Annotated in this window: 20 protein-coding genes; 10 read left to right on the top strand and 10 right to left on the bottom strand. The window is 60.6% G+C overall.

The window, feature by feature from the left end:
- Positions 1–44: 44 nt before the first annotated feature.
- Positions 45–680 carry a response regulator transcription factor gene (locus NBH21_RS19725; protein WP_250914387.1) on the bottom strand — a complete coding sequence of 212 codons (636 nt, stop codon included), beginning with the start codon at positions 678–680 and terminating at the stop codon, positions 45–47.
- A 242-nt stretch (positions 681–922) separates the two neighbouring features.
- On the opposite strand from NBH21_RS19725, the gene NBH21_RS19720 reads away from it, so the two are divergent.
- Entirely contained in the window at positions 923–1498 is a 576-nt protein-coding gene (locus NBH21_RS19720) for a helix-turn-helix domain-containing protein (protein ID WP_250914388.1), read from the top strand.
- A gap of 24 nt (positions 1499–1522) precedes the next feature.
- Here the strand turns inward: NBH21_RS19720 and NBH21_RS19715 are convergent, their stop codons facing one another.
- Both NBH21_RS19715 and NBH21_RS19710 read right to left on the bottom strand, forming a co-directional pair.
- Positions 1523–2002: a class I SAM-dependent methyltransferase gene (locus tag NBH21_RS19715; protein ID WP_250914389.1), complete on the bottom strand. Its 480-nt coding sequence runs from the start codon at positions 2000–2002 to the stop codon at positions 1523–1525.
- Positions 2003–2004: 2 nt separating this feature from the next.
- Positions 2005–3345, bottom strand: coding sequence for a nucleotide sugar dehydrogenase (locus NBH21_RS19710; protein ID WP_250914390.1), 1341 nt, complete (start codon positions 3343–3345; stop codon positions 2005–2007).
- Between the two features lie 184 nt (positions 3346–3529).
- On the opposite strand from NBH21_RS19710, the gene NBH21_RS19705 reads away from it, so the two are divergent.
- Together NBH21_RS19705 and NBH21_RS19700 are read left to right on the top strand one after the other, a co-directional pair.
- Positions 3530–4621, top strand: a complete 1092-nt coding sequence (locus tag NBH21_RS19705) for a glycosyltransferase family 4 protein (protein WP_250914503.1) — start codon at positions 3530–3532, stop codon at positions 4619–4621.
- On the top strand, positions 4618–5346 hold the full coding sequence (locus tag NBH21_RS19700) for a polysaccharide deacetylase family protein (RefSeq protein WP_250914391.1): 729 nt from the start codon (positions 4618–4620) through the stop codon (positions 5344–5346). The genes NBH21_RS19705 and NBH21_RS19700 overlap by 4 nt, the downstream gene beginning before the upstream one ends.
- A 3-nt stretch (positions 5347–5349) precedes the next feature.
- Here NBH21_RS19700 and NBH21_RS19695 read toward each other — a convergent pair whose 3' ends face one another.
- Positions 5350–6333, bottom strand: coding sequence for a glycosyltransferase family 32 protein (locus tag NBH21_RS19695; protein ID WP_250914392.1), 984 nt, complete (start codon positions 6331–6333; stop codon positions 5350–5352).
- A 192-nt stretch (positions 6334–6525) separates the two neighbouring features.
- Between NBH21_RS19695 and NBH21_RS19690 the strand changes: the two genes are divergently transcribed.
- The 7 genes from NBH21_RS19690 to NBH21_RS19660 all read left to right on the top strand — a co-directional run bounded on the left by NBH21_RS19690 (position 6526) and on the right by NBH21_RS19660 (position 16174).
- Positions 6526–8415, top strand: a complete 1890-nt coding sequence (locus tag NBH21_RS19690) for an ABC transporter ATP-binding protein (RefSeq protein WP_250914504.1) — start codon at positions 6526–6528, stop codon at positions 8413–8415.
- Positions 8412–10319: an ABC transporter substrate-binding protein gene (locus tag NBH21_RS19685; protein WP_250914393.1), complete on the top strand. Its 1908-nt coding sequence runs from the start codon at positions 8412–8414 to the stop codon at positions 10317–10319. The genes NBH21_RS19690 and NBH21_RS19685 overlap by 4 nt, the downstream gene beginning before the upstream one ends.
- 1 nt (position 10320) lies before the next feature.
- Complete coding sequence (locus NBH21_RS19680; protein ID WP_250914394.1) at positions 10321–11319, top strand: ABC transporter permease; 999 nt, start codon at positions 10321–10323, stop codon at positions 11317–11319.
- Positions 11316–12482, top strand: a complete 1167-nt coding sequence (locus NBH21_RS19675; RefSeq protein ID WP_250914395.1) for an ABC transporter permease — start codon at positions 11316–11318, stop codon at positions 12480–12482. The genes NBH21_RS19680 and NBH21_RS19675 overlap by 4 nt, the downstream gene beginning before the upstream one ends.
- A 69-nt stretch (positions 12483–12551) precedes the next feature.
- Positions 12552–13751: a glycosyltransferase family protein gene (locus NBH21_RS19670; RefSeq protein ID WP_250914396.1), complete on the top strand. Its 1200-nt coding sequence runs from the start codon at positions 12552–12554 to the stop codon at positions 13749–13751.
- A gap of 3 nt (positions 13752–13754) precedes the next feature.
- Positions 13755–15005: a glycosyltransferase family 4 protein gene (locus tag NBH21_RS19665; RefSeq protein ID WP_250914397.1), complete on the top strand. Its 1251-nt coding sequence runs from the start codon at positions 13755–13757 to the stop codon at positions 15003–15005.
- Positions 15002–16174, top strand: a complete 1173-nt coding sequence (locus NBH21_RS19660; protein ID WP_250914398.1) for a glycosyltransferase family protein — start codon at positions 15002–15004, stop codon at positions 16172–16174. The genes NBH21_RS19665 and NBH21_RS19660 overlap by 4 nt, the downstream gene beginning before the upstream one ends.
- 14 nt (positions 16175–16188) lie before the next feature.
- Here the strand turns inward: NBH21_RS19660 and NBH21_RS19655 are convergent, their stop codons facing one another.
- The 6 genes from NBH21_RS19655 to NBH21_RS19630 form a co-directional block, all read right to left on the bottom strand.
- Entirely contained in the window at positions 16189–17157 is a 969-nt protein-coding gene (locus tag NBH21_RS19655) for a polysaccharide lyase family 20 protein (RefSeq protein ID WP_425340450.1), read from the bottom strand.
- Between the two features lie 141 nt (positions 17158–17298).
- Positions 17299–18999 (bottom strand): adenylate/guanylate cyclase domain-containing protein, encoded by a 1701-nt coding sequence (locus NBH21_RS19650; protein ID WP_250914399.1) that lies wholly within the window; start codon positions 18997–18999, stop codon positions 17299–17301.
- A gap of 92 nt (positions 19000–19091) precedes the next feature.
- Positions 19092–19961 (bottom strand): MBL fold metallo-hydrolase, encoded by an 870-nt coding sequence (locus NBH21_RS19645; protein ID WP_342452021.1) that lies wholly within the window; start codon positions 19959–19961, stop codon positions 19092–19094.
- A gap of 51 nt (positions 19962–20012) precedes the next feature.
- Positions 20013–20474: a cyclic nucleotide-binding domain-containing protein gene (locus NBH21_RS19640; protein WP_250914400.1), complete on the bottom strand. Its 462-nt coding sequence runs from the start codon at positions 20472–20474 to the stop codon at positions 20013–20015.
- Positions 20475–20515: 41 nt separating this feature from the next.
- Positions 20516–23239 carry an ABC transporter transmembrane domain-containing protein gene (locus NBH21_RS19635; protein ID WP_250914401.1) on the bottom strand — a complete coding sequence of 908 codons (2724 nt, stop codon included), beginning with the start codon at positions 23237–23239 and terminating at the stop codon, positions 20516–20518.
- A 105-nt stretch (positions 23240–23344) separates the two neighbouring features.
- Positions 23345–24391 carry an NAD-dependent epimerase gene (locus NBH21_RS19630; RefSeq protein WP_250914402.1) on the bottom strand — a complete coding sequence of 349 codons (1047 nt, stop codon included), beginning with the start codon at positions 24389–24391 and terminating at the stop codon, positions 23345–23347.
- Positions 24392–24415 lie beyond the last annotated feature (24 nt).

The raw sequence follows: 24415 nt of genomic DNA, 5'->3' as shown, positions 1-24415 counted from the left end.
CAAGCCCGCTGCTTTGTCGATGCGCGTCTGTTCGGCCGCCGCAGTCACTGGGGTTTCGGGCCGTCGGGCGAGGATATGCCAAGGCTTTCGGCCATCTTCACCAGATCCGCAAAGGTCTTGGCCACCATCTTGCGGGTGATCTTTCCACGATGGATCTTCACCGTGATTTCGCTCAGGCCGAGCTGTCCCGCGATCTGCTTGTTCATCAGGCCCGCCGTCGCCATCGCCATGATTTCCTTTTCGCGGGCGGAAAGGGCATTGTAGCGGTTGCGCAGTTCGAGTTCCGAGCGGTTAAGGTCGCGTGACTGGCGGCTTTTCTCGACCGCCGCGCCGACTGAATCGAGCAGATCCTGATCGCGAAACGGCTTGGCGAGGAAATCTGCCGCACCAGCCTTCATCGCACGCACCGTCATCGGAATATCGCCATGACCGGTGACGAAGATGACCGGAATGTCGACACCTTTTTCGGCGAGCTTCTGCTGAAAGTCGAGGCCGCTGGTGAAGGGAAGCCGTACGTCGAGGATGAGGCAGTCGGCTTCGGAAAGGCTCGCGTCTTCGTAGAGTTCCTGCGTTGTGGCGAAGGTCCTCACGGAATATCCGACCGAGCGCAGGAGCGTATCCAGCGCCTGACGCACCAGTTTCTCATCGTCAACGACAAGCACGAGGGGACCCTCGGACATGATTTTCTTTTCAACTCGTTTCAGTGTGACGAAAATTTCAAACACAACTGATGGAAATAGCAATGCATGGCTGCGCAGATTCGCAGCCTAGGCGGTTCGATCCGGCGACGGCAATCATACCGAGGTATGTCCCGGTAAGACCGACGTGTATCGTCACGGACCGACAGTAGGGTTTCGAAAGGGGCATCTCTGATTCAGAATGCAACCCGTAAATATGGACCGGTAATCCAAGGAGACGGATGATGAACGCCAACGCTGTGCTTCTGGATCGAGAGTTTTCCGCAATCGGCATCGAGCTGTGTGAGGCCGCCGGCTCCAGTGCTGCATCGGGCCTTCTGCTGCGCGCAATCACCTGGATGGAACGTGACGAGGCGGTCGCGACCGACCTCGTGAAGAAGGCGCTGACCGTTCTGGAAACGCCTGCGCCGGGTGAGCGCGCCTTCGGCGAAAAGGCCGTTTCCGGAGGCCTCGCCCCCTGGCAGGTCAGCCGTCTCAAAACCCATATCGATGCGCGCATCGCATATTCGATCTCGTTGGAGGAACTCGCCCGGCTGGTGAAGCTGTCGACGAGCCATTTTTCCGCGGCCTTCAAGGTGAGCTTCGGCACTTCCCCGCACAATTACGTTCTCTCGCGCCGCGTCGATCACGCCAAAACCCGCATGCTGAGCAGCGATGCGCCGCTTTGCGAAATCGCGCTGGATTGCGGGTTGGCCGATCAGGCGCATCTTTCCCGGGTTTTTCGGCGGATGACGGGCACGACGCCCAGCATGTGGCGCCGCGAACAGTTCCTGCCGGAAGACGCCGCTTCGGCGGCGTGACCCGGCAGGCGTCCTCCTCGGGTTTCAGATCTTCCGGTACAAGTAATAGCGCCCCGGTTCGAGATGATCCGGTATCGGCTGCATTTCGAGCTGCGGGTGATCGAGCGCAAGTCCGCTGACGGCATAACCGCCGGAGCGCAGCATGCCGGCAGCCAGTCCAGGCAGCCAGGACATCACGATCGCATCCTTTTCCGGATAACCGGTGCCGATATCGGCGTGCACAAGGGCCGCTTCGCTGCCTATGTAATTCTGTGCCGTTTCGCGGATCTCACCGATAACGAGGTCCTCCTCCGGCGGAATGGATGTCTTGTGGGCGGCGACGTGCCGGTCGAACACGATGAAGCGCCGGCCCGGAAAGGTTTCGATCATGTGGCTGTAGGTGCGGCCGTTGCCGAGACCAACTTCCATGATGGGGCCTTCCGGCAGAAGGTTCTGGTCGCGGAGAAGATTAAGCAGATCGCGCTGGGCGGTCATGCGATTGATGAAAATGTCGAGACGGGTCATGCTCAGGCCTTTACGATGACGCTGCCTTCCACCTTTCGGCGGGCAAGCGCGTTGCGGGTATCGACGATCAGCGGGCACCAGTCGGCCAGCGCCTGATAGTCGATGGAATCGTGATCGGTGGAAATCAGGACCACGTCGAAGCCTTCGATAGTCTCCCGGTTCCAGCCGACGCTGCGGCGGCCCATCAGGTCGGCATATTCGCGCGTTTTCGGCACTTCCGGGATGAAGGGGTCGTGATAGGCGACATCGGCGCCGCGTTCGACCAGCAGTTCCATCAACCGAAGCGAAGGGCTTTCGCGAATATCGGGCACGTTCTTCTTGTAGGCGAGACCGATGACGAGAACACGCGAACGGCTGAGCGCCTTGCCGGCCTTGCGGTCGAGGGCTTCTGCCACCTTTTCCACGACGTGATGGGGCATGGCCGTATTGACCTCGCCGGCAAGCTCGATGAAGCGTGTCGGCGTGTCGTATTCCCGCGACTTCCATGTGAGGTAGAAGGGGTCGATGGGGATACAGTGGCCTCCAAGTCCCGGACCCGGATAGAAGGGCATGTAGCCGAAGGGCTTCGTCTTCGCAGCGTCGATGACCTCCCAGACGTCGATGCCCATGGCGTCGTAGACCAACTTCAGCTCGTTGACGAGGGCGATGTTGACGGCCCGGAAGATGTTTTCGGTGAGCTTCACTGCCTCGGCCGTTGCCGTCGTAGACACTGGTACGATTGTCTTGACCACTGCGCCGTAAAAAGCCGTCATCAGTTCGCGTGCGTCTTCACCGTCGCCGGCGACCACCTTGGGAATGGTCGTTGTCTCGAAGTCGCGATTGCCCGGGTCTTCCCGCTCGGGTGAAAAGCCGAGGAAGAAATCCGTGCCTGCCTTGAGGCCGGTTGTTTCGAGAATGGGTTTCACGACCTCCTCGGTGGTGCCGGGATAGGTGGTCGATTCCAGCGAGATCAGCTGGCCGGGCCTGAGTGCGGCGGCGATCTGCCGGCAGGTGTTTTCGATGAAGGAGAGATCGGGGTCGCGATGACGCGTAAGCGGCGTTGGCACGCAGATCGCGATAACGTCGCATTCGGCAAGGCGGGAGAACTCGCAGGTCGCGGTGAACCGGCCTTCGGCGCATTCCTTCTGGAGGATATGGTCCGGCACGGCCTCGATATAGCTTTTCCCGGCTTCGATTGCCGTCATCTTGCCCGGATCGATGTCGAAGCCCGTGACTGAAAAGCCCGCTCGCGCCATGCTCATGGCCAGCGGCAGGCCGACATAGCCGAGACCGATGACGGCGGCCCTTGCGCGTCTCGACTGGATGGCCTGGAGGAGTTCGGTCGCAACGGGAGAGGTGGACATCGGTGGGAGATCTCCGTGGGAGGAATGTCAGCCAGTCACTTGCGTTTCCGCTGCCCCCCTGTCAAGGGCGCGCTTTTCTCTCCGGCAGTCGCAATCGCGTGATGCGGCGGTCTGACGCTGGAAAGCGTGCGGGTTCTCGTTGTCGCCTCTTGCATCGGGCGTTCGGTCGGGCTCTATGGCAGGCATGAGGATTGCCTTCTATGCCCCCCTGAAATCGCCCGACCATCCCGTTCCCTCGGGTGATCGACTGATGGCACGCCAACTCGTGCGCGCGCTGGAGGAGGGGGGGAACAGGGTCACGCTGGCCTCCAGTCTGCGTACCTTCCATGCCACGCCGGAAACGGTACTCCCGGGGCTGGAGGAAGCAGTGCAGGCGGAAAGGGAGCGGCTTTCAAGGCTGTGGGAACAGAACGGACCGCCTGACCTGTGGTTCTGTTACCATTCCTATTACAAGGCGCCGGATCTCATTGGTCCCGATCTCTGCCGACGCTTCTGTCTGCCCTATGCCACTGCCGAGGCCTCCTATTCCCATCGCCGGAACCTTGGTTGCTGGGCACGGCATCAGGAGATGTTGAAGGAGATGGTCGGTTTGGCCGGGGTCAACCTCTGTTTCACCGAGCGCGACCGCTCGGGGTTAGCGCAGGCGGTGCCGGGTGCCAGGCTGGCGCGTATCGCTCCCTTTATCGATGCTTCGCCCTTTCTTGCGCGACCTTCCGTTCCAGGGTCCGGCCGTCTGGTAACCGTTGCGATGATGCGTCCCGGCGACAAGATGAGCAGTTACACGGCGCTCGCCGAAGCGCTGACCCTGATCGCTGACCTCGATTGGAGCCTCGCCATCATTGGCGACGGTCCTGAACGGGCCGCAGTGGAAGCTCTGTTCTCGGGGTTAGCGCCCGGGCGGATCGAATGGCTTGGTGAGCTTTCGCGTGGAGAGGTGGCCGAGGTCCTGTCGGGCGGTTCTGTTTTTGTCTGGCCGGGGCACGGCGAGGCCTACGGGCTTGCTTATCTCGAAGCGCAGGCGGCGGGTCTTCCGGTGGTCGCGGAGCAGGTTGCTGGTGTGCCGGAGGTCGTGGAGCACGGCCGTACCGGTCTGCTCGTGGCCCCCGGCGATCCGCGCGCTTTCGCCGATGCGATCGCCTCCCTTCTTGCCGATGAACCTCGACGCCTGCTTTTGTCCGAGGCCGCCCGCCGTTTCGTGTCTGAGGAACGTTCCCTGCCGGTCATGGCCCGCCGTCTGTCGGAAGTGCTGGTTCCAGCTCTGGAGTATCCGTTATGACGAAAGCCCGCTTGCTTGAAGCACTGGACAGGGCCGCGACCGAAGGAGACCGTATGCAGCTCTGGCTGCGCGACGACGATGCCGTCGAGCCGACACCGGCGCTCGATCGACTGCTTGCCCTGACGAAGGCATACTCCGTGCCGGTGACGCTTGCCGTCATTCCGGAGGACACCGGAACCTCGCTATCCGAACGGCTTGCAGACGAGCCGCATGCCCGGGTCGCGGTTCATGGCTGGTCGCATCGCAACTACGCTCCGGCGGGGGAGAAGAAGCAGGAACTTGGGCGTCATCGTCCCGCCGAGACGGTGCTCGGTGAGTTGCGGGCTGGTTTCGCCAAGCTGTCCCGGCTGCACGGGCCGCGCTTCAGGCCGATGCTCGTGCCGCCGTGGAATCGCATCAGCGATGACCTCTTGCCCTCCCTCGCGTCCCTCGGCTTTGCATCGCTGTCGGTCTTCGGCAAGGAGCGTTCGTCGTCTCCGATCCCTCTGGTCAACACGCATGTCGATGTCATGGACTGGCGCGGGACGCGCGGTGGCCGGCCGGCCGAGGTTCTGTTCGGAGAGCTTGCCGACTGGATCGTCCGGGGCGATCGACCGCTGGTCATCGGGGTTCTCACCCACCATCTCGTGCATGACGAAACCGTGTGGTCGTTTCTCGAAGAGCTTTTCGAGGCAACGAGCCGGCATCCGGGCTGCATCTGGACCGAGCCCGCAGCTGTCAGGTAATTCCTACCAGGACTTCCAGGCAATCAGCAGGCCGCCATCCCGGTCCGATGCGCTTCGACGGGCTGCCTCTACTGCTTCGAAAGGCGCCTGCCGCGAAAGGCTCTCCGCCACGAAACCCGCTTCGGCGACGCAGACGCTCGTGCCGCGGCAGGCCAGCGTAAAAATCAAGGGTCCCGTCGACCACCAGGCCGGCGCCTTGGGAAGCAGTTCCATGACGCGCGGCATGGTCTTGACGATCCGTGAGAAAACCGGGTGCCCTGCAGGTGCTGCGATGAAGGAATTGGCCAGAAGCAGGCTGCCTGTGCTGGTCTTGCGAGGGATATCCTCGGCCAGCACGGAGATGCCGACAAGCGGCAGGTAATCGGTAAAGCTCAGATCGTCACGGGCGGGATACCAGTCGCAGTCGAGATAGATGCCGCCGAATTTTTCGAGGATGATGTAACGTGCAACGTCGACGGCGCCGGGATAGTCGCCTCGTGCCAGCATGTCGTGAAAGCTCGGATGTTCATCGAAGCCTGCTTCCACAAGATCGGCTTCCCGCCACAGGCGATATTCCACGCCATGGCTCTTGCAGTGCTGCCGCCATGCGTCCGTTGCCGGTGGCACGGGCAGGGTGCCGAGCCATATCTGGTGCAGCACGAGCGGCGTCTTCTCACCGCTCAGCCGGGTCATCTGGCGGCGCTGGTTGCCGTCGAAAGCGAAGAGGTCGGCAAGCAGGTCTGTCGGCGGCGCGAGCGTCGACTGCAGGCCGGCTATCCGCACGGGGTCCTTTGCGATCTTGGCAAGCCTTAGATAGGCCGAATGCAGCTTTCGCGGCAGGCCGAGCATGGTGGAGGGACCGAGTTCGGCAGCCTCCAGAAGCAGATGGTTGCCGGCAAGAGCATCGAGCCCGAGTCGTGCACGTTCCAACTCACCGCTGCGCGCCAGTTCCAGGCTCTCGGCGATGGTCTCGCGGGCAAGGCTTCTGGCGTCGCGTTTGCTGCTCACTGATTGTCTCCGACGATCTTCTCCGCCGCTGGTCTATCGGGAAAACAGATGAAGCTGCAAGCCTTTCAAAGCGGTTGCTGCGCCGTATCTTCGTGATGGACAGGGGGGCGGCGCGTGGGCTACGGTAAACTCAATAATATCAATCTGCATCAGCTTTTGATGGATAGCGTATCCGGGGGCTCTATAAATCGCATGGTCGTCGGCGCTGATCTGCTTTCGGTGGAAAAGCTCAGTGTGTCCTTTCCGCTGCTGCATGGCAGTGTCGAGGCCGTCCGCTCGTTTTCTATGTCCATCCGGCCGGGCCGGGTGACGGCGCTTGTCGGCGAGTCCGGTTCCGGAAAGTCTGCGCTTGGCCGCGCCATCATGGGTATCGAGGCGCCCAGCGCGCGCATCTCGGGGCGGGCCGTCTTCAACGATCCGGAAGGTGACGGGCCGGTAGACCTTCTCGGCCTGCCGCGTGACGGTCGCCAGATTCGCAACATTCGCGGCAATCGCATCGGCATGATTTTTCAGGAGCCGATGACCTCCTTTTCCGCTGTGCACACCATCGGCAACCAGATCGAGGAAGTGCTGCGCATCCATACCGTGCTATCGCCGAAGGAACGGCGCGAGCGCTCGGAGGAAATGCTCGGTCTCGTAGGATTCGACAAGCCGGATCACGTTTTCGACATGTATCCTTTCGAGTTGTCGGGAGGCATGCGCCAGCGCGCGATGATTGCCATGGCGCTGGTGGGGCGTCCGTCGCTTCTCATTGCCGACGAACCGACGACGGCGCTCGATGTCACGATCCAGGCGCAGATCCTCAGACTGCTGAAGGACATGCAGGTCCGGCTCGGCATGGCGGTTCTGCTGATTACCCACGATCTCGGCGTCGTCGCGAGCATGGCGGACGAGGTGGTGGTGATGTATCGCGGCGAGGTGATGGAGGCGGGAAGCGTTGGCGATATCTTCCTCAATCCGCAACACCCCTATACAAAGGGGCTGATGGCTGCGGTACCGACCTTCGAGATGGCGCGCGAGGAACGGCTGAAACCCTTGCGGGAAATCCGTGTCGATACGGCAGGCCTCCTCGGCAGTTGCGCGCTTCCGACCACGGATGAGGATGACGTCCTCCTTTCCGTGAGCAATGTCAGCAAGGCCTTCCGGGCGAAGCGTTCCTCCGGCTTCTTTGCCAAGCCCGAGCCGCCGATACGCGCGGTGACCGATGTGTCCTTCGACATAAAGCGAGGGGAGACGCTGGGACTGGTCGGCGAAAGCGGCTGTGGCAAGACCACGCTCAGCAAGATCCTGATGCGCGGCCTGCGGGCAGATAACGGCACGGTCGTCTACAACGGTGCTGACGAGCCGATCGATGTGCTCTCGGCGGAGGGTGAGGAGCTCCGGATTCTCAGATCCTCCATACAGATGGTCTTTCAGGATCCCGTATCATCGCTTTCTCCGCGTATGACGGTGCGCGGCATCATCAGCGAACCCTTGGAAATTCACGACAAGGGTGACGCTGCCAGCCGGATCGAGCTGGTCAAGCGTCTCCTCCACGCCGTCGGACTGCCCTCATCGGCCGGTGGGCGTTATCCGCACAGCTTTTCGGGCGGGCAGCGGCAGCGTATCGGCATTGCGCGCGCGCTCGCGCTCGGCCCTGGTCTCGTCATCTGCGACGAACCTGTGTCCGCTCTGGATGTCTCGGTTCAGGCGCAGGTCCTGAACCTGATGAAGGACCTGAAGGCAGAGCTCTGTCTCACCTATCTCTTCATTTCCCACAATCTCGCCGTGGTGAACTACATGGCCGATCGTGTGGCGGTGATGTATGCGGGCCGGATCGTGGAAATCGCCCCGTGCGAAATCATCATGAACCAGCCGGTTCATCCCTATACGCGCAAGCTGATTGCCGCCGTTCCCGCTCCTGATCTCGATTGCCGCATCGATCTAAGTCAGGCGGGTGAATCTTCTCTCGTTGCCCGGCGGGCATGGAAGAAGCATTTTCTCGATGAGGGCGATCCGGACAATCTCGCGCATGTCGATCTCGGCAACGGCCATTGGGTGCTGGCGCGGCGTGGCGTCGATGCGAGGGATCTGAGGTCATGATCACCCGGCGCGCCATCCTGGCCTTGATGGGCTCCACCATGTTGCCGCGGATTTCGGCGGCGGCGGAAGTCGTCGATCCGGATCCGTTGAAGGCCAGAGTGGCCGAAGGTGTCTTGTCTCCTCTGGCCGATCGCCTGCCGAAAGTGCCGCGTGTGGTGCCGCTCGACGGTACGGATGGCGGTGTCGCGGGGCGCCATGGCGGCACGATCAAGATGCTGATCGCCAGCCAGCGCGATATCCGCTACATGCCGATCAACGGTTACAGCCGTCTCATCGGCTTCGACCGGCATTTCAATTTCCATCCCGATATTCTCGAACGCTACGAGGTCGAGGGAGAGCGGGTCTTCACCTTTCATCTGCGCCCCGGCCATCGCTGGTCTGACGGCAGCCCCTTCACGACGGAGGATTTCCGTTATGTTTGGGAAGACATGTTCCATGACAAGGAACTCCACAAGGGCGGCATTCCGACCGTTCTGAGGGTGCAGGACAAGGAACCCGTCTTCGAGGTGATCGATGAATTAACGGTACGCTACAGCTGGGAGGATCCGAATCCAGATTTTCTGGCGGAACTGGCCTCGCCGGTTGCGACCCGCCTGATGTTGCCGGCGGCTTACCTCAAGCAGTTTCATCACAAGTACCAGACGCCGGAGCGGATTGCCGAACTGGTCGAGCAGCAGCGCGTCGATGACTGGGTCTCCCTGCATCAGAAGATGTCGCGCACGGCCCGCCCTGAAAACCCGGACCTGCCGACGCTCGATCCATGGTGCGCCACGACCGTTCCGCCCGCAGGCCAGTTCGTCTTCGAACGGAATGCCTATTTCCACCGTGTGGACCGTAACGGACTGCAACTGCCCTATATTGACCGCGTAGTCCTCAATGTCGGCTCCGGTGATCTGGTGGCGGCAAAGGCGGCATCGGGTGAAAGTGATCTGCAGGTCACCAATATCGATTTTGCCGACTATACCTTCCTGAAGAGCGCGGAAAAACGCGGTGCGATCAAGGTCTGCCTGTGGAAGCGTATCCAGGGTTCGCGGGTCGCGCTTATTCCCAACCTCAATTGCACTGACCTGATCTGGCGACAGACGATGCGGGATGTGCGGGTTCGCCGCGCGCTCTCGCTTGCGATCAATCGCGACGAGGTCAACAAGGCGGTATTCTTCGGTCTCGGTAGTCCCAGCGCGAACAGCGTCCTGCCGGATAGTCCGCTTTTTCGTCCCGAATATCGCGATGCGTGGGCTGAGTTCGATCCCGACAGGGCCAACGCCCTGCTCGACGAGGCGGGGCTTGTAAGGGATGGCGAGCATGGCATCCGCTATCTGCCCGACGGGCGGCCTTGCAAGCTCATCATCGAGACGACCGCAGAAACCACGTTCGATACCGACGTTCTGGAACTGGTGGCGGATCATTGGCGGCGCATTGGCTTCCGGATCTTCACGCACGTATCACACCGCGAGCTTTTCCGTCAGCGTATCACCAGCGGTGAGACGATCCTGGCGCTTTCGCCGGGCCTCGACAACGGCGTGCCGACGGCCGACATGTCGCCGCGCGAGCTGGCACCGACCAACAACGACCAGATCCAGTGGCCGCTCTGGGGGCTGCATCAGCTCTCCGGAGGAGGCGAGGGACGTCCTCCGGAAATCCCGGAGGCACAGGAATTGCTCGACCTCTTCCACGAGTGGCGGGAGGCCGATGCGCTCGGCGAGCGTGAGGAAATCTGGCACCGCATGCTGTCGATTTTCACCCAGCAGGTTTTCACCATCGGTATCGTCAATGCCGTGCCCCAGCCGATCGTTCGCGCGAGCCGGTTGCGCAACCTGCCGAACGAAGGCCTCTATGGTTTCGATCCAACCTCTTATCTCGGGGTCTATATGCCCGATACCTTCTGGCTAGAGGGAGGCGCATGAGATGATCCGCTATATTCTCTGGCGTGTCGCGATGATGATCCCGACGCTGATCATGATCTCCATGCTGGTCTTCACCATCATCGAACTGCCGCCCGGCGACTTCTTCGAAAGCTATGTCGAGGAACTGCGCGCCATGGGCGAAAAGGCTGATATGCAGGAGATCGAGGATCTCAAGGCGCGTTACGGCTTCGACAAACCGGCCCCCTTGCGCTATTTCGACTGGGTGGTCGGCTTCGCGCAGGGCGACTTCGGTTATTCCTTCGAATACCGCATGCCGGTGGCCGATGTTGTCGGCGACAGGGTGTGGCTGACCGTTCTCGTGTCGACCGTTACCATCGCAGTGACGTGGCTGATCGCCTTTCCGATCGGCATATACTCTGCCACGCACAAGTATAGCTGGGGCGATTATGGTTTGACCCTCGTCGGTCTGATCGGCATTGCGGTGCCAAACTTCATTCTTGCACTGATCATGATGTATTTCGCCAATATCTGGTTCGGTATTTCGATCGGTCACCTGATGGATCAGGATTTCCTCGGCCAGCCGATGAGTTGGGCCAAGGCGAAATCCATTCTCGAGCATATCTGGATTCCGGTCATCATCATCGGGACGGCCGGGACGGCAGGCATGGTCCGTCGCGTCAGGGCAAACCTGCTCGACGAACTGCACAAGCAATATGTCATGACAGCGAGGGCCAAGGGGCTTCATCCCTTCCGGCTGCTCATCAAGTATCCGCTGCGCATGTCGCTCAACTTCTTCATCTCAGACATCGGCTCCATCCTGCCGACGATCATTTCCGGCGCCGAAATCACCGCCGTCGTCTTGTCGCTGGAAACGACCGGGCCGATGCTGATACGGGCCCTGCAGAACCAGGACATGTATCTGGCCGGTTCCTTCCTGATGTTTCTCGCCGTCCTGACGGTGATCGGCGTTCTGGTGTCCGACATCGCGCTCGCCATCCTCGATCCACGGATCCGGCTGCAGGGAGGGCGCACGAAATGAGTGAGGATGTAGCACGCCTGCCGGTGCCGGAACATTATGTGTCCAAGGCTCCCTTCGATCCCTATGCCGTGGAAGCGGATGCGGATTCGGCGGTCGGCCATGCGTCCCAACTGAAGCTCACATGGTGGCGCTTCCGCCGCCACCGCCTTGCACTGATTTCCGGCATTCTGTTGCTGATCGCCTATTTCACGATTGCTATCGTGGAGTTCCTGGCGCCCTACAACGTGCATACGCGAAACGTTGACCGCATCTATGCCCCGCCGCAGCAGGTGCATTTCTTCCATGACGGTTCGTTCGTCGGTCCCTTCGTCTATGGCCGGACCATGGAACTGGACATGGAGACACTGCGCCGGGTCTATGGCGAGAACACAAACGAGGTACAGCCGCTACGCTTTTTCTGCCGGGGTGACAGCTATCGGTTCTGGGGCTTCATCGATGGCAACGTACATCTGGTCTGCCCGGCCGAGGGCGGTGACATGTTTCTGCTCGGCACGGACCGTCTTGGCCGGGATGTGCTGTCGCGCATTCTCTACGGCGCGCGGGTGTCGCTTACGATCGGTCTCCTCGGCGTGATGACGAGTTTCGTGCTCGGCATCGTCATCGGCGGTCTCGCGGGATATTGGGGAGGCTGGTTCGACCTTGCAGTCCAGCGCGTCACGGAAGTCCTCCATTCGATCCCCAGCATACCGCTGTGGCTTGCCATGGCGGCCATCATGCCTGCGGACTGGTCGCCGCTTTTCGTCTATCTGGGGATTACCTTCATTCTCGGGCTTCTGGATTGGACGGGGCTTGCTCGTGCCGTCCGCTCCAAGCTTCTTGCGCTTCGCGAGGAGGATTACGTGCTTGCCGCGCAGATGATGGGCGCGGGCAGCGCCAGGATCATCGGGCGGCATCTCATCCCCGGTTTCATGTCGCATCTAATCGCCAGCGCAACGCTGACCATCCCCGGCATGATCCTCGGCGAGACGACGCTGAGCTTCCTTGGCCTCGGGCTTCGTCCGCCGATCACGAGCTGGGGGGTGTTGTTGACCGAAGCACGAACTGTCAACGTGATCGCCCTCTATCCGTGGCTTCTTTTCCCGGTCGTTCCGGTTATTGTGATCATTCTTGCTTTCAATTTCCTCGGTGATGGTCTTAGAGATGCCGCCGACCCCTACAACTGATCCCCTCAAGATGAAGAAGATACGACCAGCCGCGGCATCTATGCTTCGGACCTATAGGAGAATAACTGCATGACTGGACAGTCGCGCAAGGCACGAATCCTCATGTATAGTCATGATACATTCGGTCTTGGGCACTTGCGGCGTTGCCGCACGATTGCCCATTCGCTGGTCGAGGATTATCGCGGCCTGCAGGTGCTGATCATTTCCGGCGCGACGATCGCCGGCGCCTTCGACTATCGGGCGCGCGTGGACTTCATGAAGATCCCAAGCGTGATCAAGCTGCGCAATGGCGAATACACATCAATGGACCAGCACATCGACGTAAAGGCGACCATCAGGATGCGCCAGTCGATCATCCTGCACACGGCCGAGACGTTTCAGCCGGACATCTTCATCATCGACAAGGAGCCTCTGGGGCTGCGCGGCGAGGTGGAGGAAACGCTACGCTTCCTGAAAGCGCGCGGCACCACCCTGATCCTCGGTCTGCGCGAGGTTATGGATGCTCCGCATCTCTTGGATGCCGAATGGAAGCGCAACGACGTGCTGCACAAGATCGGTTCGCTCTACGACAACATATGGGTCTACGGGCCACCGGATTTCTACGATCCGCTCACGGGACTGGACGTGCCTGACAGTATTCGCGAAAAGATGAACTTCGTCGGGTTTCTCCAGCGCAAGGCTTCGGTCGAACGGCCGCAGCCGCCGGAGGATTATCTGCTCGTCACGACGGGTGGCGGTGGAGACGGGGCCGATCTGGTACGTGACGTCATCGCCGCCTATCAGGCCGACCCGACGCTGACCCACAAGGCGGTCATCGTGCTTGGCCCCTATATGCCGGCCGAACAGCGCCAGAATTTCGTCGAGCAGGCGGGAAACAATCCGCATCTGGAGATGATCGAGTTCGACAACCGCATGGAAGACCGGATTGCGGGCGCGAAGGCGGTTGTCGCCATGGGTGGATACAACACCTATTGCGAGATCCTGTCTTTCGACAAGCCGGCCCTGATCGTTCCGCGCACGCAGCCGCGGCTGGAGCAGCTGATCCGCGCCCGCAGAGCCTCCGAACTCGGCCTCGTCAGCATGCTTTCAGGTCAGGAAGCCTCCGACAGCCTGCGTTTTGCACAGGCGATCAAGGATGTGTTGAAACGCGATCCTCCCTCGGCCAGCGCTGCCGGCCTACACCTCGAGGGACTGCAAACCATCTCGCAGATCGTCGGCGGGTATCTGAACGAAGACGCCAGATCGCCGCGTTTTGCCGCCCAGGGATAATTGATGAACAGAACTGGAAAGATTGTCGTCCTCCTGAAGGGCTATCCGCGCCTTTCGGAGACTTTCATCGCGCAGGAACTGCTGGGTCTGGAACGTGCCGGCTTCGAGCTTGAAATCGTCGCCATGCGCCGCCCCACGGACAAGAAACGTCACCCGGTGCATGGCGAGATCCGCGCCCGCGTCAGCTATCTGCCGGAATACCTGCATGAGGAGCCGCTTCGCGTCCTGAAGGCGCTGTGGACGACCTGCCGCCGGCCGGGGTTCGGCAAGGCGCTTTCTTCCTTCTGGAAGGACTTGAGACGGGATTTTTCGCGCAACCGTTTTCGCCGCTTCGGCCAGGCTGCCGTGCTCGTCGCGGAATGGCCGGAGGGGGGCAAGTGGCTGCATGCCCATTTCATTCACACCCCGGCTTCGGTCGCACGCTATGCCAGCGAGATCAGCGGTATACCGTGGTCGATTTCCGCTCACGCCAAGGACATCTGGACCTCGAAGGACTGGGATCTGGCCGAAAAGCTGCAGAGCGCCGATTGGGGCGTGACCTGCACGCGGGTTGGCTATGAAAAGCTGTCATCGCTTTCCGGCGGACGCGAGGTCATGCACCTCAGCTATCACGGTCTCGACCTCGATCGGTTCCCGCATTTCGATGGCCAGCGCCCCCGCCGCGATGGTTCAGATCCGGCTGATCCCGTCCGTGTCCTGAGCGTCGGTCGCGCCGTCAAGAAAAAGGGCTATGACGTGTTGCTCAAGGCGTTCGCTCGGCTTCCGGCGAGCCTTCACTGGCAGTTCACCCATATCGGCGGCGGCGACGAGCTTGCGAGCCTGAAGGCGCTTGCCGGCGAACTCGGTATTTCCGACCAGATCACCTGGAAGGGCTCGATGGACCAGCGTGATGTACTTGCCCATTATCACGAGAGCGATCTCTTCGCGCTCGCCTGCCGGATCACGGCGGATGGTGACCGCGATGGACTGCCGAACGTTCTGGTCGAGGCGGCAAGCCAAAGGCTCGTGGCTGTTTCCACGACCGTTTCTGGTATTTCCGAACTGTTTGTCGACGGCGAAAACGCATTGCTGGTCGAGTCGGAAGACCCCGAGGCTCTGGCGGGCGCCCTGCAACGCGTGATGACCGATCCCGACCTGCGGGAGAGGCTCGGAGCTGCGGCGGAGGCGCGGGTGCGGAAGGACTTCGATCACCACAACAGCATCCATGATCTCGACCGGCTCTTTACGGGAGCATGGGCGAGGAGAGGGATATGAGCGTGCAGCATCCCTCCTCTTCAAAGAAGCGGGTTCTATTCTATGTCCAGCACCTGCTCGGCATCGGCCATCTGGCACGTGCCAGCCGGATCGCCGAGGCTTTGGCAGAAGCCGGATTTTCGGTGACGCTGGTAACGGGTGGAGCGCCCGTCAACGGTTTTCCCGGAAAGGGCGTCGAACATGTCCAGTTACCGGCCGTCGTTGCGGCGAAAAGCGGTTTTTCCAGCCTTGCCGATCTTGAGGGTAATCCTGTCGATGCGGACTTCGAGCAGAAGCGGACGGCTCTCCTGCTGGAGACTTTTGCGAACGTCGGACCGCATGTCGTCATCATAGAGGCTTTTCCCTTCGGTCGGCGGCAGATGCGATTCGAGCTTCTGCCCTTGCTGGCCGCCATCGAGAATTCCGAGCGCCGGCCTCTGCTGTTCAGCTCGGTCCGGGATATCCTGCAGGAAAACCGAAAACCCGGCCGGGATCGTGAGACTGCCGACCTCGTTGCCCGTTACTTCGATGGCGTTCTCGTGCACGGCGATCCGCATTTTGTGCGACTGGAGGAGACTTTTCCGCTGGCCGGTGAGCTTGCGGAAAAGATCCATTACACCGGACTTGTCGCGCCGGCGGAGGCTTCTCCATCAGTAGACCAGTTCGGCGTTGTGATTTCCGCCGGCGGTGGCGCCGTGGGGACGGCGTTGATCGAGGCCGCACTCGATGCCCGCGATATTCTCGATGATCGTGAGGAATGGTGTGTGATCACCGGCCCCAACCTGCCGCAGGAGGATTACGATCGCTTCGCGGCCCGCGTTTCGGGTGGCGTCTCTCTTTTCCGGTTTCGTCCGGATTTCCCGAGCCTGTTGCCGCAGGCCGGTCTCTCGATTTCACAGGCGGGCTACAACACGGTCTGTGATCTTCTGCGGGCGCGTTGCCGTTCCCTGCTCGTGCCCTTTGCCGCGGGTGGCGAGACGGAGCAATCCGTCCGGGCCGAAAAGCTGGTCGCACTGGGACTGGCGAAGGTCGTCGCCGAGGATGGCCTGAGCGGGGCGGCGATGGCCGAAGCAATCACCGCTGCACGCGCACTCTCGTTCCCGCCGGAGCTACCGGTTTCGCTTGACGGCGCCGCCGGAACGGCCCGCTTGATCGGGGGAATGCTTGATGCTCAGCCCCACCGGGGCTGAGGGAGCCATCCCCGTTACTGAACGACGGAGCAGGCCTCCGCGTCTTCCAGCACGTCGATACAATCGGGCGAGCGACGGAAATCGTCATAGTAGACGGTCCAGATATCCGCAGCTCCGGCCCGGTAAGGGCCGAACTTGAAATACTGGTTTTTTCCGAGGCCGGCATCGCCATGGCCCACATATCCCTTCACGGTAGCGACCCAGACGCGGTCGGCGAAGATTTCGATCCGACCGTCGCCATTGGGGTCCGGATGGGAGAAAATCGCGAAATCAATCCATTCGGTGGATGCCTTGGGCAGAGGATTGTGCTGCACGACGGAAATCTTGTCGGTGCAGGACGGGAAGGTTGCCTCATCTTCGGCGCTCCAGTCGGAGCCGGAGGCGGCAAGGGCGCGCATTTGGTTGACCTCGGGGCGGAACCAGACGGGTGTGCTGCCTTCCGGGCAACGGCCGGCAACACCTTCAATCGGCGTGGGGCCACCCTCGACATAATTGGTTTCGACCGAGAAGAACATCTTGCCGCGGTCGAGCCGGAGCGCGAGGAAGGGGCTGAAATCCCCTTCGGCATCGGGTCCGATCTCGCGCTTCCATTGCGCCATCAGATAACGGTGGTCGTCCTGGGGGACGGGATCGGCGAGCTTCATGGCGAAGCCGAACCAGACCGGCTCCTCGTAGGGAACGCGAAGCGAGGTCTTTTCCCAGATTTCCGCGCGCTCGCTACACAGGTCGTCCGTCGCGGCACACTGCGAGCGAACGCTCAGCTTTAGCGCGCCGGCGCCGGAACGTTTCACTTCGTTCTGGAAGACGTAGGTGCCGGCCTTCTGTTCATCGTTCATGCGATAATAGAGGCCGCCATCGGGCGAAAAATCCTGTCCGTCGAAACCGTCGAACAGTTTCTGGCTGGTTGGCCTGTTGCCGAGCGCCGGTGCTGCGGCAAAGCAGCCTGCAAGGAGCGCAATGCCCAGAAAACGATAGGGTTTCAACGATATCCTCCTCTTGTGATTGCGAATGGCGGGTGCCCGACGAACGACGGTTCTTCAGGAAACCCTTTTACATTCCTCAATCAGCGGAGGCTAGTGTGGGCGAAAGCCTTGCGGGTCAATTCGTCGCGAGTTGCCCCGGCCTCAGGCGTAGCGCTTCGCATCCTCGGCGGAAAGCAGATAGACCCGCATGTTGGTTTTTCGCCCTTTAAGTGAGACGGAGCGACTGGAGAGCCCGTCATAGGGCACGTGGGCGAGCAGCATGATCGGCTCGGAAGCCGCGACCGCAACGTTGAACTGTTTGGCGACGGCTTCCAGGCGGCTGCCAACATTGACGGTGTCGCCGATCGCGGTCAGGCCGGCTACCTTGCCATAGCCGATCATGCCGACGATCGCGGGACCGAAGTGAATGCCGATGGCAATCCTGAGATCGACGCCGAACTCCTGCATCATTTCCTGATTGAGTTTCTCGGTTTCCGCGACGATCGTTGCAGCCGCCTTCAACGCCTGCCGACAGGCCTCGCTGGGCTCCGTCGCATCGATGCCGAAAAGGGCCATTACCCCATCGCCGATAAACTTGTCGACCTGCCCCTTGGCTTCCTCGACAGCCCGTCCGACGACGGAGAAATAGCGGTTGAGCAGGAAGACGATGTCGTAGGGCAGCCGGCTTTCGGAAATCGTCGTGAAATTGCGGATATCGCAAAAGAGGACGACGATTTCCTTTTCGCGGCCCGCTTGTTTGATCTGTCTGCCGGAATAGAGATCGCCGCCCACCGGCGGCTCCAGCAACAAGGCAACGGTGACGTCATAGTCCGGCCGGGTCTGGCAACTCAGTCTCGTGTCCGGTGCGGCCCTGATACGCAACAGCGTGGCCTGCTCCATCGCGCTCGGGGGAGCTAGCGGACCATCGCTGTCGACGATGCGCACCCGACAGGTGGAGCAGCGCCCCTTGCCGCCGCACACGGAATAGTGATCGACGCGACCGAGTCGGCTCGCCTCAAGGATCGAGGTTCCCTGCGGGACTCGGATCTGGGGGCCGTGGGCATAGGTAATGCGAATCTCCGGTGCATTGCGCCGCATGGATCGCGCGGCGCGCAGCACGACGACGAGGCCCAGGCCCAGGCCGAAGAAGAGGTAGATGCGGCGCTCGATGGTGGCCAGATCCAGTTGGGGCCGGCTCGCCTGATGGCGGGCCACGTTGCCGTCGGCTGCCGTGAGGACCTGTCCTTTGGCCTCCGCGACCGCTTCCATCTGGCGACCATTGACCAGCACGCCGACCAGCGCGAGCGTGGGCAGCAGGATCGCCAGCGCAAACAGCCATGGCGCCCAGCGCGGAAACCAGTCCCTGAAACGCATGGCGGCGTAAAGGCCGATGCAGCCATGCACCCAGACGACGATGACGGCCAGAACCATCTTCAAGCCAAACAGCCCGTTACCGGTCCACATGCCGCGGATGACGATCCAATAGGTGCTGTCAAACTCGCCATAGAGGGCGGGGACGCGCGCAGAAACCACATGCTGCGCGATCAGGACCGGAATGGAGAGGCCGAAAAGAACCTGAATCATCATGCGTGGCGGCAGGCGCATGTGACGGCGCAGGTAAAGCGTGCGGAGCGCCAGCAGGAAATGGACGAGGAACGAGCCGTAGAGCAGGAGCGTCCCGAGCGGATTTCGCCATATGATCTTGAAGATTTTCAGAGCGTCGTCGGCGAAATTGACCGATATAAGTGTCAGGCTGTGGTTGAGAAGATGGGTCGATATGAATGCGAAGAGAATGATCCCGGATGCGATACCGAGTTGATGTGCAGCCTTGTCTGGCAGAAACGGACGAGCAGGCTGCAGCATGAAAAGCGACCTTGTGGAAATGGAGCGCGGCGCAGTGCGTCTGGGGGATGAAAGCGGCTAAAAAGAGGCTTCGGTATTCTCACCCATCCGGGTTAAATTTCCATGCTCTGGCCGTCGTTGAAGACGTGTGCCGACGGTAACATTTGTCGCGCTTGCGCTGAGATATCGTCGATATCGGCATCCGTGTGGGTAAACGCATGATGGATGAAGCCAACGCTTGCAGCGTTTGCGGCCTTGGCCAGCCTTATGGCCTGCTGCCAGGAAGAATGTCCGATGCCCCGCACATGCTCCATGTCCTCATCGCCGAAGGTGCTGTCGTAAAGGAAGAGGTCGGCATGGTCGATGAGCGACAGAACGTTCGGGTCCAGCATCCCGGGGATATGCTCGGTGTCGGTAATCAACGCGAATACCTTGCCCTGCCATTCGATACGGTAGCCGACGGCCCCGCCGGGATGGGTAAGCCTGGCGGTTCGCATCACGATGCCGGGTGCAGGTGTGAGAATATCGCCGGGCAGGAAATCCCTGAATGTCAGGGATGCCTTCATGATCTCCAGACCGACCGGAAAATAGGGAGGACGCAACAGGCCTTCCACGATCTGTCGCGTGGTCATCTTTCCTTCGAGATGACCTGACCAGACGGCGGCCCGTACGCCGGAACAGTGGAATGGGCCGAAGAACGGAAAGCCCATGATATGATCGTAGTGGCTGTGGGTAAGAAACAGATTGAGGTCTGTAACCCGCTCGGTCTTGAGACGTGCTCCGGCCGGGATGATACCTGTCCCGCAGTCGAAAATCAGGACCTCATTACCACAGCGTAGTTCGACACAGGTCGTATTACCGCCGTAGCGGGAGAAGTGAGCGCCCGATACCGGTATAGAGCCCCGCGTTCCCCATACGGTCACCTTCATCCTGTCGGTTACGGTGGCCGGTTGGCTTGGGAAATCCTGCGTTCTGCTATCCACCGGACAAAGCCTCAAGCGCGCCTGTGTGGCCGCCGGGCTTGTCCCGATCGGTCAGGCATATTCTTCTTCATGGCTTTTCTGGGCTGCCAGTTCGGACGTCGTCGTCTGAAGGCGGGTGGCAAGCACGCGCATGACGCCGAACATCATCGACGGGCAATCCGCCATCATTTTTCGGAAGGTCTCCTTGTCAATACGCAAGGTATCCATCGGGGTTATCGCCCTGACAGTTGCAGTACGGTAGCCATCACAGAGAATGGCGATCTCGCCGACGATGGAATTCTTTCCGGCTTCGGCGACCTTCACCTCACCGCTCGGAGTATCGACAGCGATTTCCGCAGTACCATTGAGGATAACGAAAGCGGAATCCCCGGTATCACCCTCGTGGAACAGTTCCTGGCCGGGCGCGAACTTCATGCGGTCGGAGGTAAAAGCCAAAAGCTTCAGCTTGGCCGGATCCGCAGACGCGAAGAACGGCAGGGCGCGCAAGCATTGAACCTCATCCATAAGGACCATCGCATACCTCCAAACTGAGCCTGGGAGAATTTCTCCTAAAGCTACCTTGTCACCAGCTCTTTCACTATACCGTTTTCTTCCACCAGAGTCTCGTAGGTTCCGTCGGCAACCAAGCCGCCTTTATCGAACACCATTATCCGTTCGAAAAGCTTGCAAAGCCGCGGATTTGATAGAACCCATACAATAGTGCACTTTTCAGACTTTTCACGCAAGAACGAGATCACATTATTCACCAACTGTGCCTGCAGGCGCGGGTTCAGGCCCGGTAGAGGCTGGTTGAGAATGCAGTATTCCGTCTGGCGTATCAGCGCTCTTGCAACGTTGAGCTTCTGTCTTTGCAACAACGTCAGGCGCTTTCCTCCCGGGCCGAGGTCATAGTCGAGGCCGATTGCCAGTATCCCGGTGTATATCCCTTCCTTTTCAGCAACTTGGCGGATCAGGGAAGCGATGCGATTCTGCGCGTCGGCATGGCCTCTGCTGATCTTTCCGAACAGGATATTCTCGATCAGCGACGCCGACGACTGGAATCCGTCTGCCTCATAACGCGCAATGAGGCCGCTAAGTTCCGGCGGCAGATTGGCGTGGAACTGCTGGCGTGCCTCAACGATCTTGCGCATGATCTCTTCGGTCATGAGGCCGAAGCGATAGCGGCTCTCTACGTAGGAGAAGGCTGTCAGGAAGATCGCCCGGCGCTGTTCCTCGTTCGCGTCCTCAGGGCCGCGTCCTTCGATTTCTTTCAGAATGCGCGCGTAATCGGGCAGTTCGCGCCCTTCCATGAAAGGAAGTTCCGGCAGCAGCGGATTGTTCTGCTGCATGTCCCCGAACAGTTCGACGATTGTTGCGGCAACCGAACGACCCATTTCGAACAGCAGAGACGAGAGGCCGCCATCCCTGACGATGGAGCGGAAATAATTGCTGGCGATGATCTGCTGGGCGGCGGCGTCGCCACCGATCAGGGAGCCGAACAACAGGTTCTCCGCGACTGTCGCTTCCGTGTTGTATGCTGCGAAATCGAAGGGGATCACCAGTTCCGGCATATCTGCCTTTACGAGTTCGTCGCGAAGCGTCTGCCGGGCGGAGACCGCGAAACGGGCGATTTCGGCGTTGGTGTCCGGATCGATGGAACTGCGTAGGGCGAGGTCGAGCACATCCTCCGTCAGTAGAACCGTGTCGAGTACGCCGAGCATCCACGTGTTGAGCGTATCCGTGTCCACAGCGCTATCCGCTGCTGCCATGGTGCTGATCCACTCTCCTTCGATGTCGAAATCGACGTTTCCGGCAAGCCGAGCTTCATTGACTTCCCAGCGCCTGCGCGTTGCCGCCTTGCCCTCACGTTCCCGCGGACGCAGGGGCGCGTGCTTCAGGCCGTAAAGCAGGTTGTCCTTCAGGCTTCCATGGAAGAAGTAGCTTTCTGCGGACACGTAGCTGATCCGGCGACCGGTCACGGATTCCGGCAGTTCGCGAAGGTCGATATCGCCTGCGGCGACCTTGCCGGTCGTCGGCCATACTGCGCGACCGATCGCGTCCGCTATCATGCTGCCTGCACTGCCGTTCGCATCAAGGAAGGCGATGGTCTGGCCGGAATCGACATGCAGCGAAACATGGTCGACTATGCGGCCGCCGCTGTCGTCGTCGATCGCCAGATTGATCGCGGCAATCGGGCCGGGCAGGGGCGAAGGAACCCCGGTGTAGATCTGCTGGATCTCGGGTTCGAGGATGCTATCCGACTGGAACTGCTCGACGACCTGCTCGAACTTGACCTGAACGTCCTGCCTTGCCTGATCCCAGTCGATCAGGTCCTTGAGCGGACTAGGAAGTTCCTTGTAGGCGTTGATGACGGCAACGAGCTGGCCGACGTCGAGATGGCCGCGTAGCGTCAGATAGCCGCCGATACTGTAGAACAGGAAAGGTGTGATCTGGGCCAGGAAGTTGTTGATGAACTTCACCATGAACTTCCACTGGTAGAGATCGTAGCGGATCGCGAAGATCTCTCCGAGGCGGCGAGCCATGTCGGCGCGCTCATAGTTCGAGGTATCGTAGGCGTGGATGGTCGGCATGCCGTCCACCATCTCGCTAACACGGCCTGCGAGACGGCGAGCGGTGATCTGACGTTCGCGACCGAGGCGGATCAGCCGCCGTCGCATGCGCGGAATGATGCCGATCTGCAGAAGCGCCATGAAGGCGGCGATAAGGCCGAGCCAGAGATTCTGCGCCAGAATGAAGGCGAGAGCCGCAATCACCTGGCCGCCCAGCAGAGCCGGCTGAACGAAGGCGTCGCCGGCGAAGCCGCCGAGCGGCTCCACCTCGTCCTTGATCATGCTGGCGACTTCAGCGCTCTTCGTCTTCTTGAAATAGATCGGCGGAAAACGGAGAAGCCGGTCGATGAGCTGGAAGCGGATCCGGCGCAGCAGGCGCTCGCCAAGGCGGCCCTTATAGGTGTTGATGACGTATTTGAAGGCGTTGTTGATGACGACGAGTACCAGAAACTCGACGCTGAGGGCCATCAGCATGGACAGGCGGTCGAGCGGATAGCCGGCGTAGAGCTCCACATAGCCCACGAGCGGCATGTCGAAGCCAAGCTCGAAGAAGGGCTGGATCGCATCCGGTGTCGAAAAACCTTCGCCCTGGATAGGACCGTTGATGATCTGCTTAGGCAGATCCAGCGATATGAAATAGGGGATCATCGACACTGCGACGATCAGAAGAATAATGACTTGCTGATGCCAAGTGTGCTTCCAGATGTATCGGGAAAGACTTTTTTCCATAGGGGCGGGGCTGGCCTGATCGAGCACAAATCGGATTTTTAATCCCGTACTTATGTATTGTCAAAAGCCCCCGCAAGACAGGCGTTCAGGCTTCGTTTGTGCGGCCTAGGACACTGTCTCCGGGAGTTGTTCGGCAACTGCGCTCTCTCGTTTCCATTCCCTGTACCAATGGACGAATTCCAGAACGCCTTTTTCGACGGGCGTATCGGGTTTGTAGCCGGTCAGGGCATGCAGGAGGTCGGGAAGGGCAAATGTACGGGGCACGTCGCCCTTCTGCATCGGCAGCATGCGGCGGAGGGCGGGTTCTCCGACGGCGGCTTCCACGGTCTCGACAAAACGGATCAGCTCTATCGGCTGGCCGCCTCCGATGTTGACGATGCGGTACGGTGCGTGCCGGGATAGCGTGTCTTCAACGCCGGGAACCGTCACGCGGTTCTCCTCGGCCGGTACGACGTCGACCAGCCGGACGATCGATTCCACGAGATCGTCGATATAGGTGAAATCACGGCTCATCTTGCCTTCGCCGTAGATCTCCAGCGGGCGGCCGTTGAGGATCGCATCGGTGAACTTGAACAGCGCCATGTCGGGCCGACCCCAGGGGCCGTAGACCGTGAAGAAACGGAAGGCCGTCGTCGGGATCTTGTAGAGGTGGGCGTAGGAATGGCCCATCGCCTCCATTGCCTTCTTGGTGGCGGCATAGAGCGTCAGGGGCTCGTCGGCATGATCGGTCTCGGCAAACGGCACCTTCTCGTTCGCGCCGTAGATTGAGGAGCTGGACGCAAGCAGCAGATGCTTCGGCTGAACCCGCTTGGCGAGTTCCAGCACGGTCCACGAGCCGGTGAGGTTGGAGGTAACGTAGGCCTGCGGGTTTTCGAGGCTGTAACGTACGCCCGCCTGTGCGGCGAGATGGATGATGGCGTCCGGCTGCTCCACTGCCGCGGCGCGGTCGAGAGCGGCCATGTCCTCCAGCGCTCCGATGACGGGATCGAAGTTCCTGTAGGTTTCCAGGATGCCGTGGCGCTTGCGCTTCAGCGAAACATCGTAATAGGGCGTCATGCCGTCGAAGCCGGTGACACTGTGGCCAGCCTCAAGTAGCCGTCGGGCCAGATGGAAGCCAATGAAGCCCGCCGTCCCGGTAATCAGATAACGCATGGTCTGCCTTCGTTCCGCGTCGCT

The sequence above is a fragment of the Ciceribacter sichuanensis genome, assembly GCF_024055605.1.
Classification (GTDB): Bacteria; Pseudomonadota; Alphaproteobacteria; order Rhizobiales; family Rhizobiaceae; genus Allorhizobium; species Allorhizobium sichuanense.
This window is presented reverse-complemented; position numbering and strand designations above follow the sequence as displayed.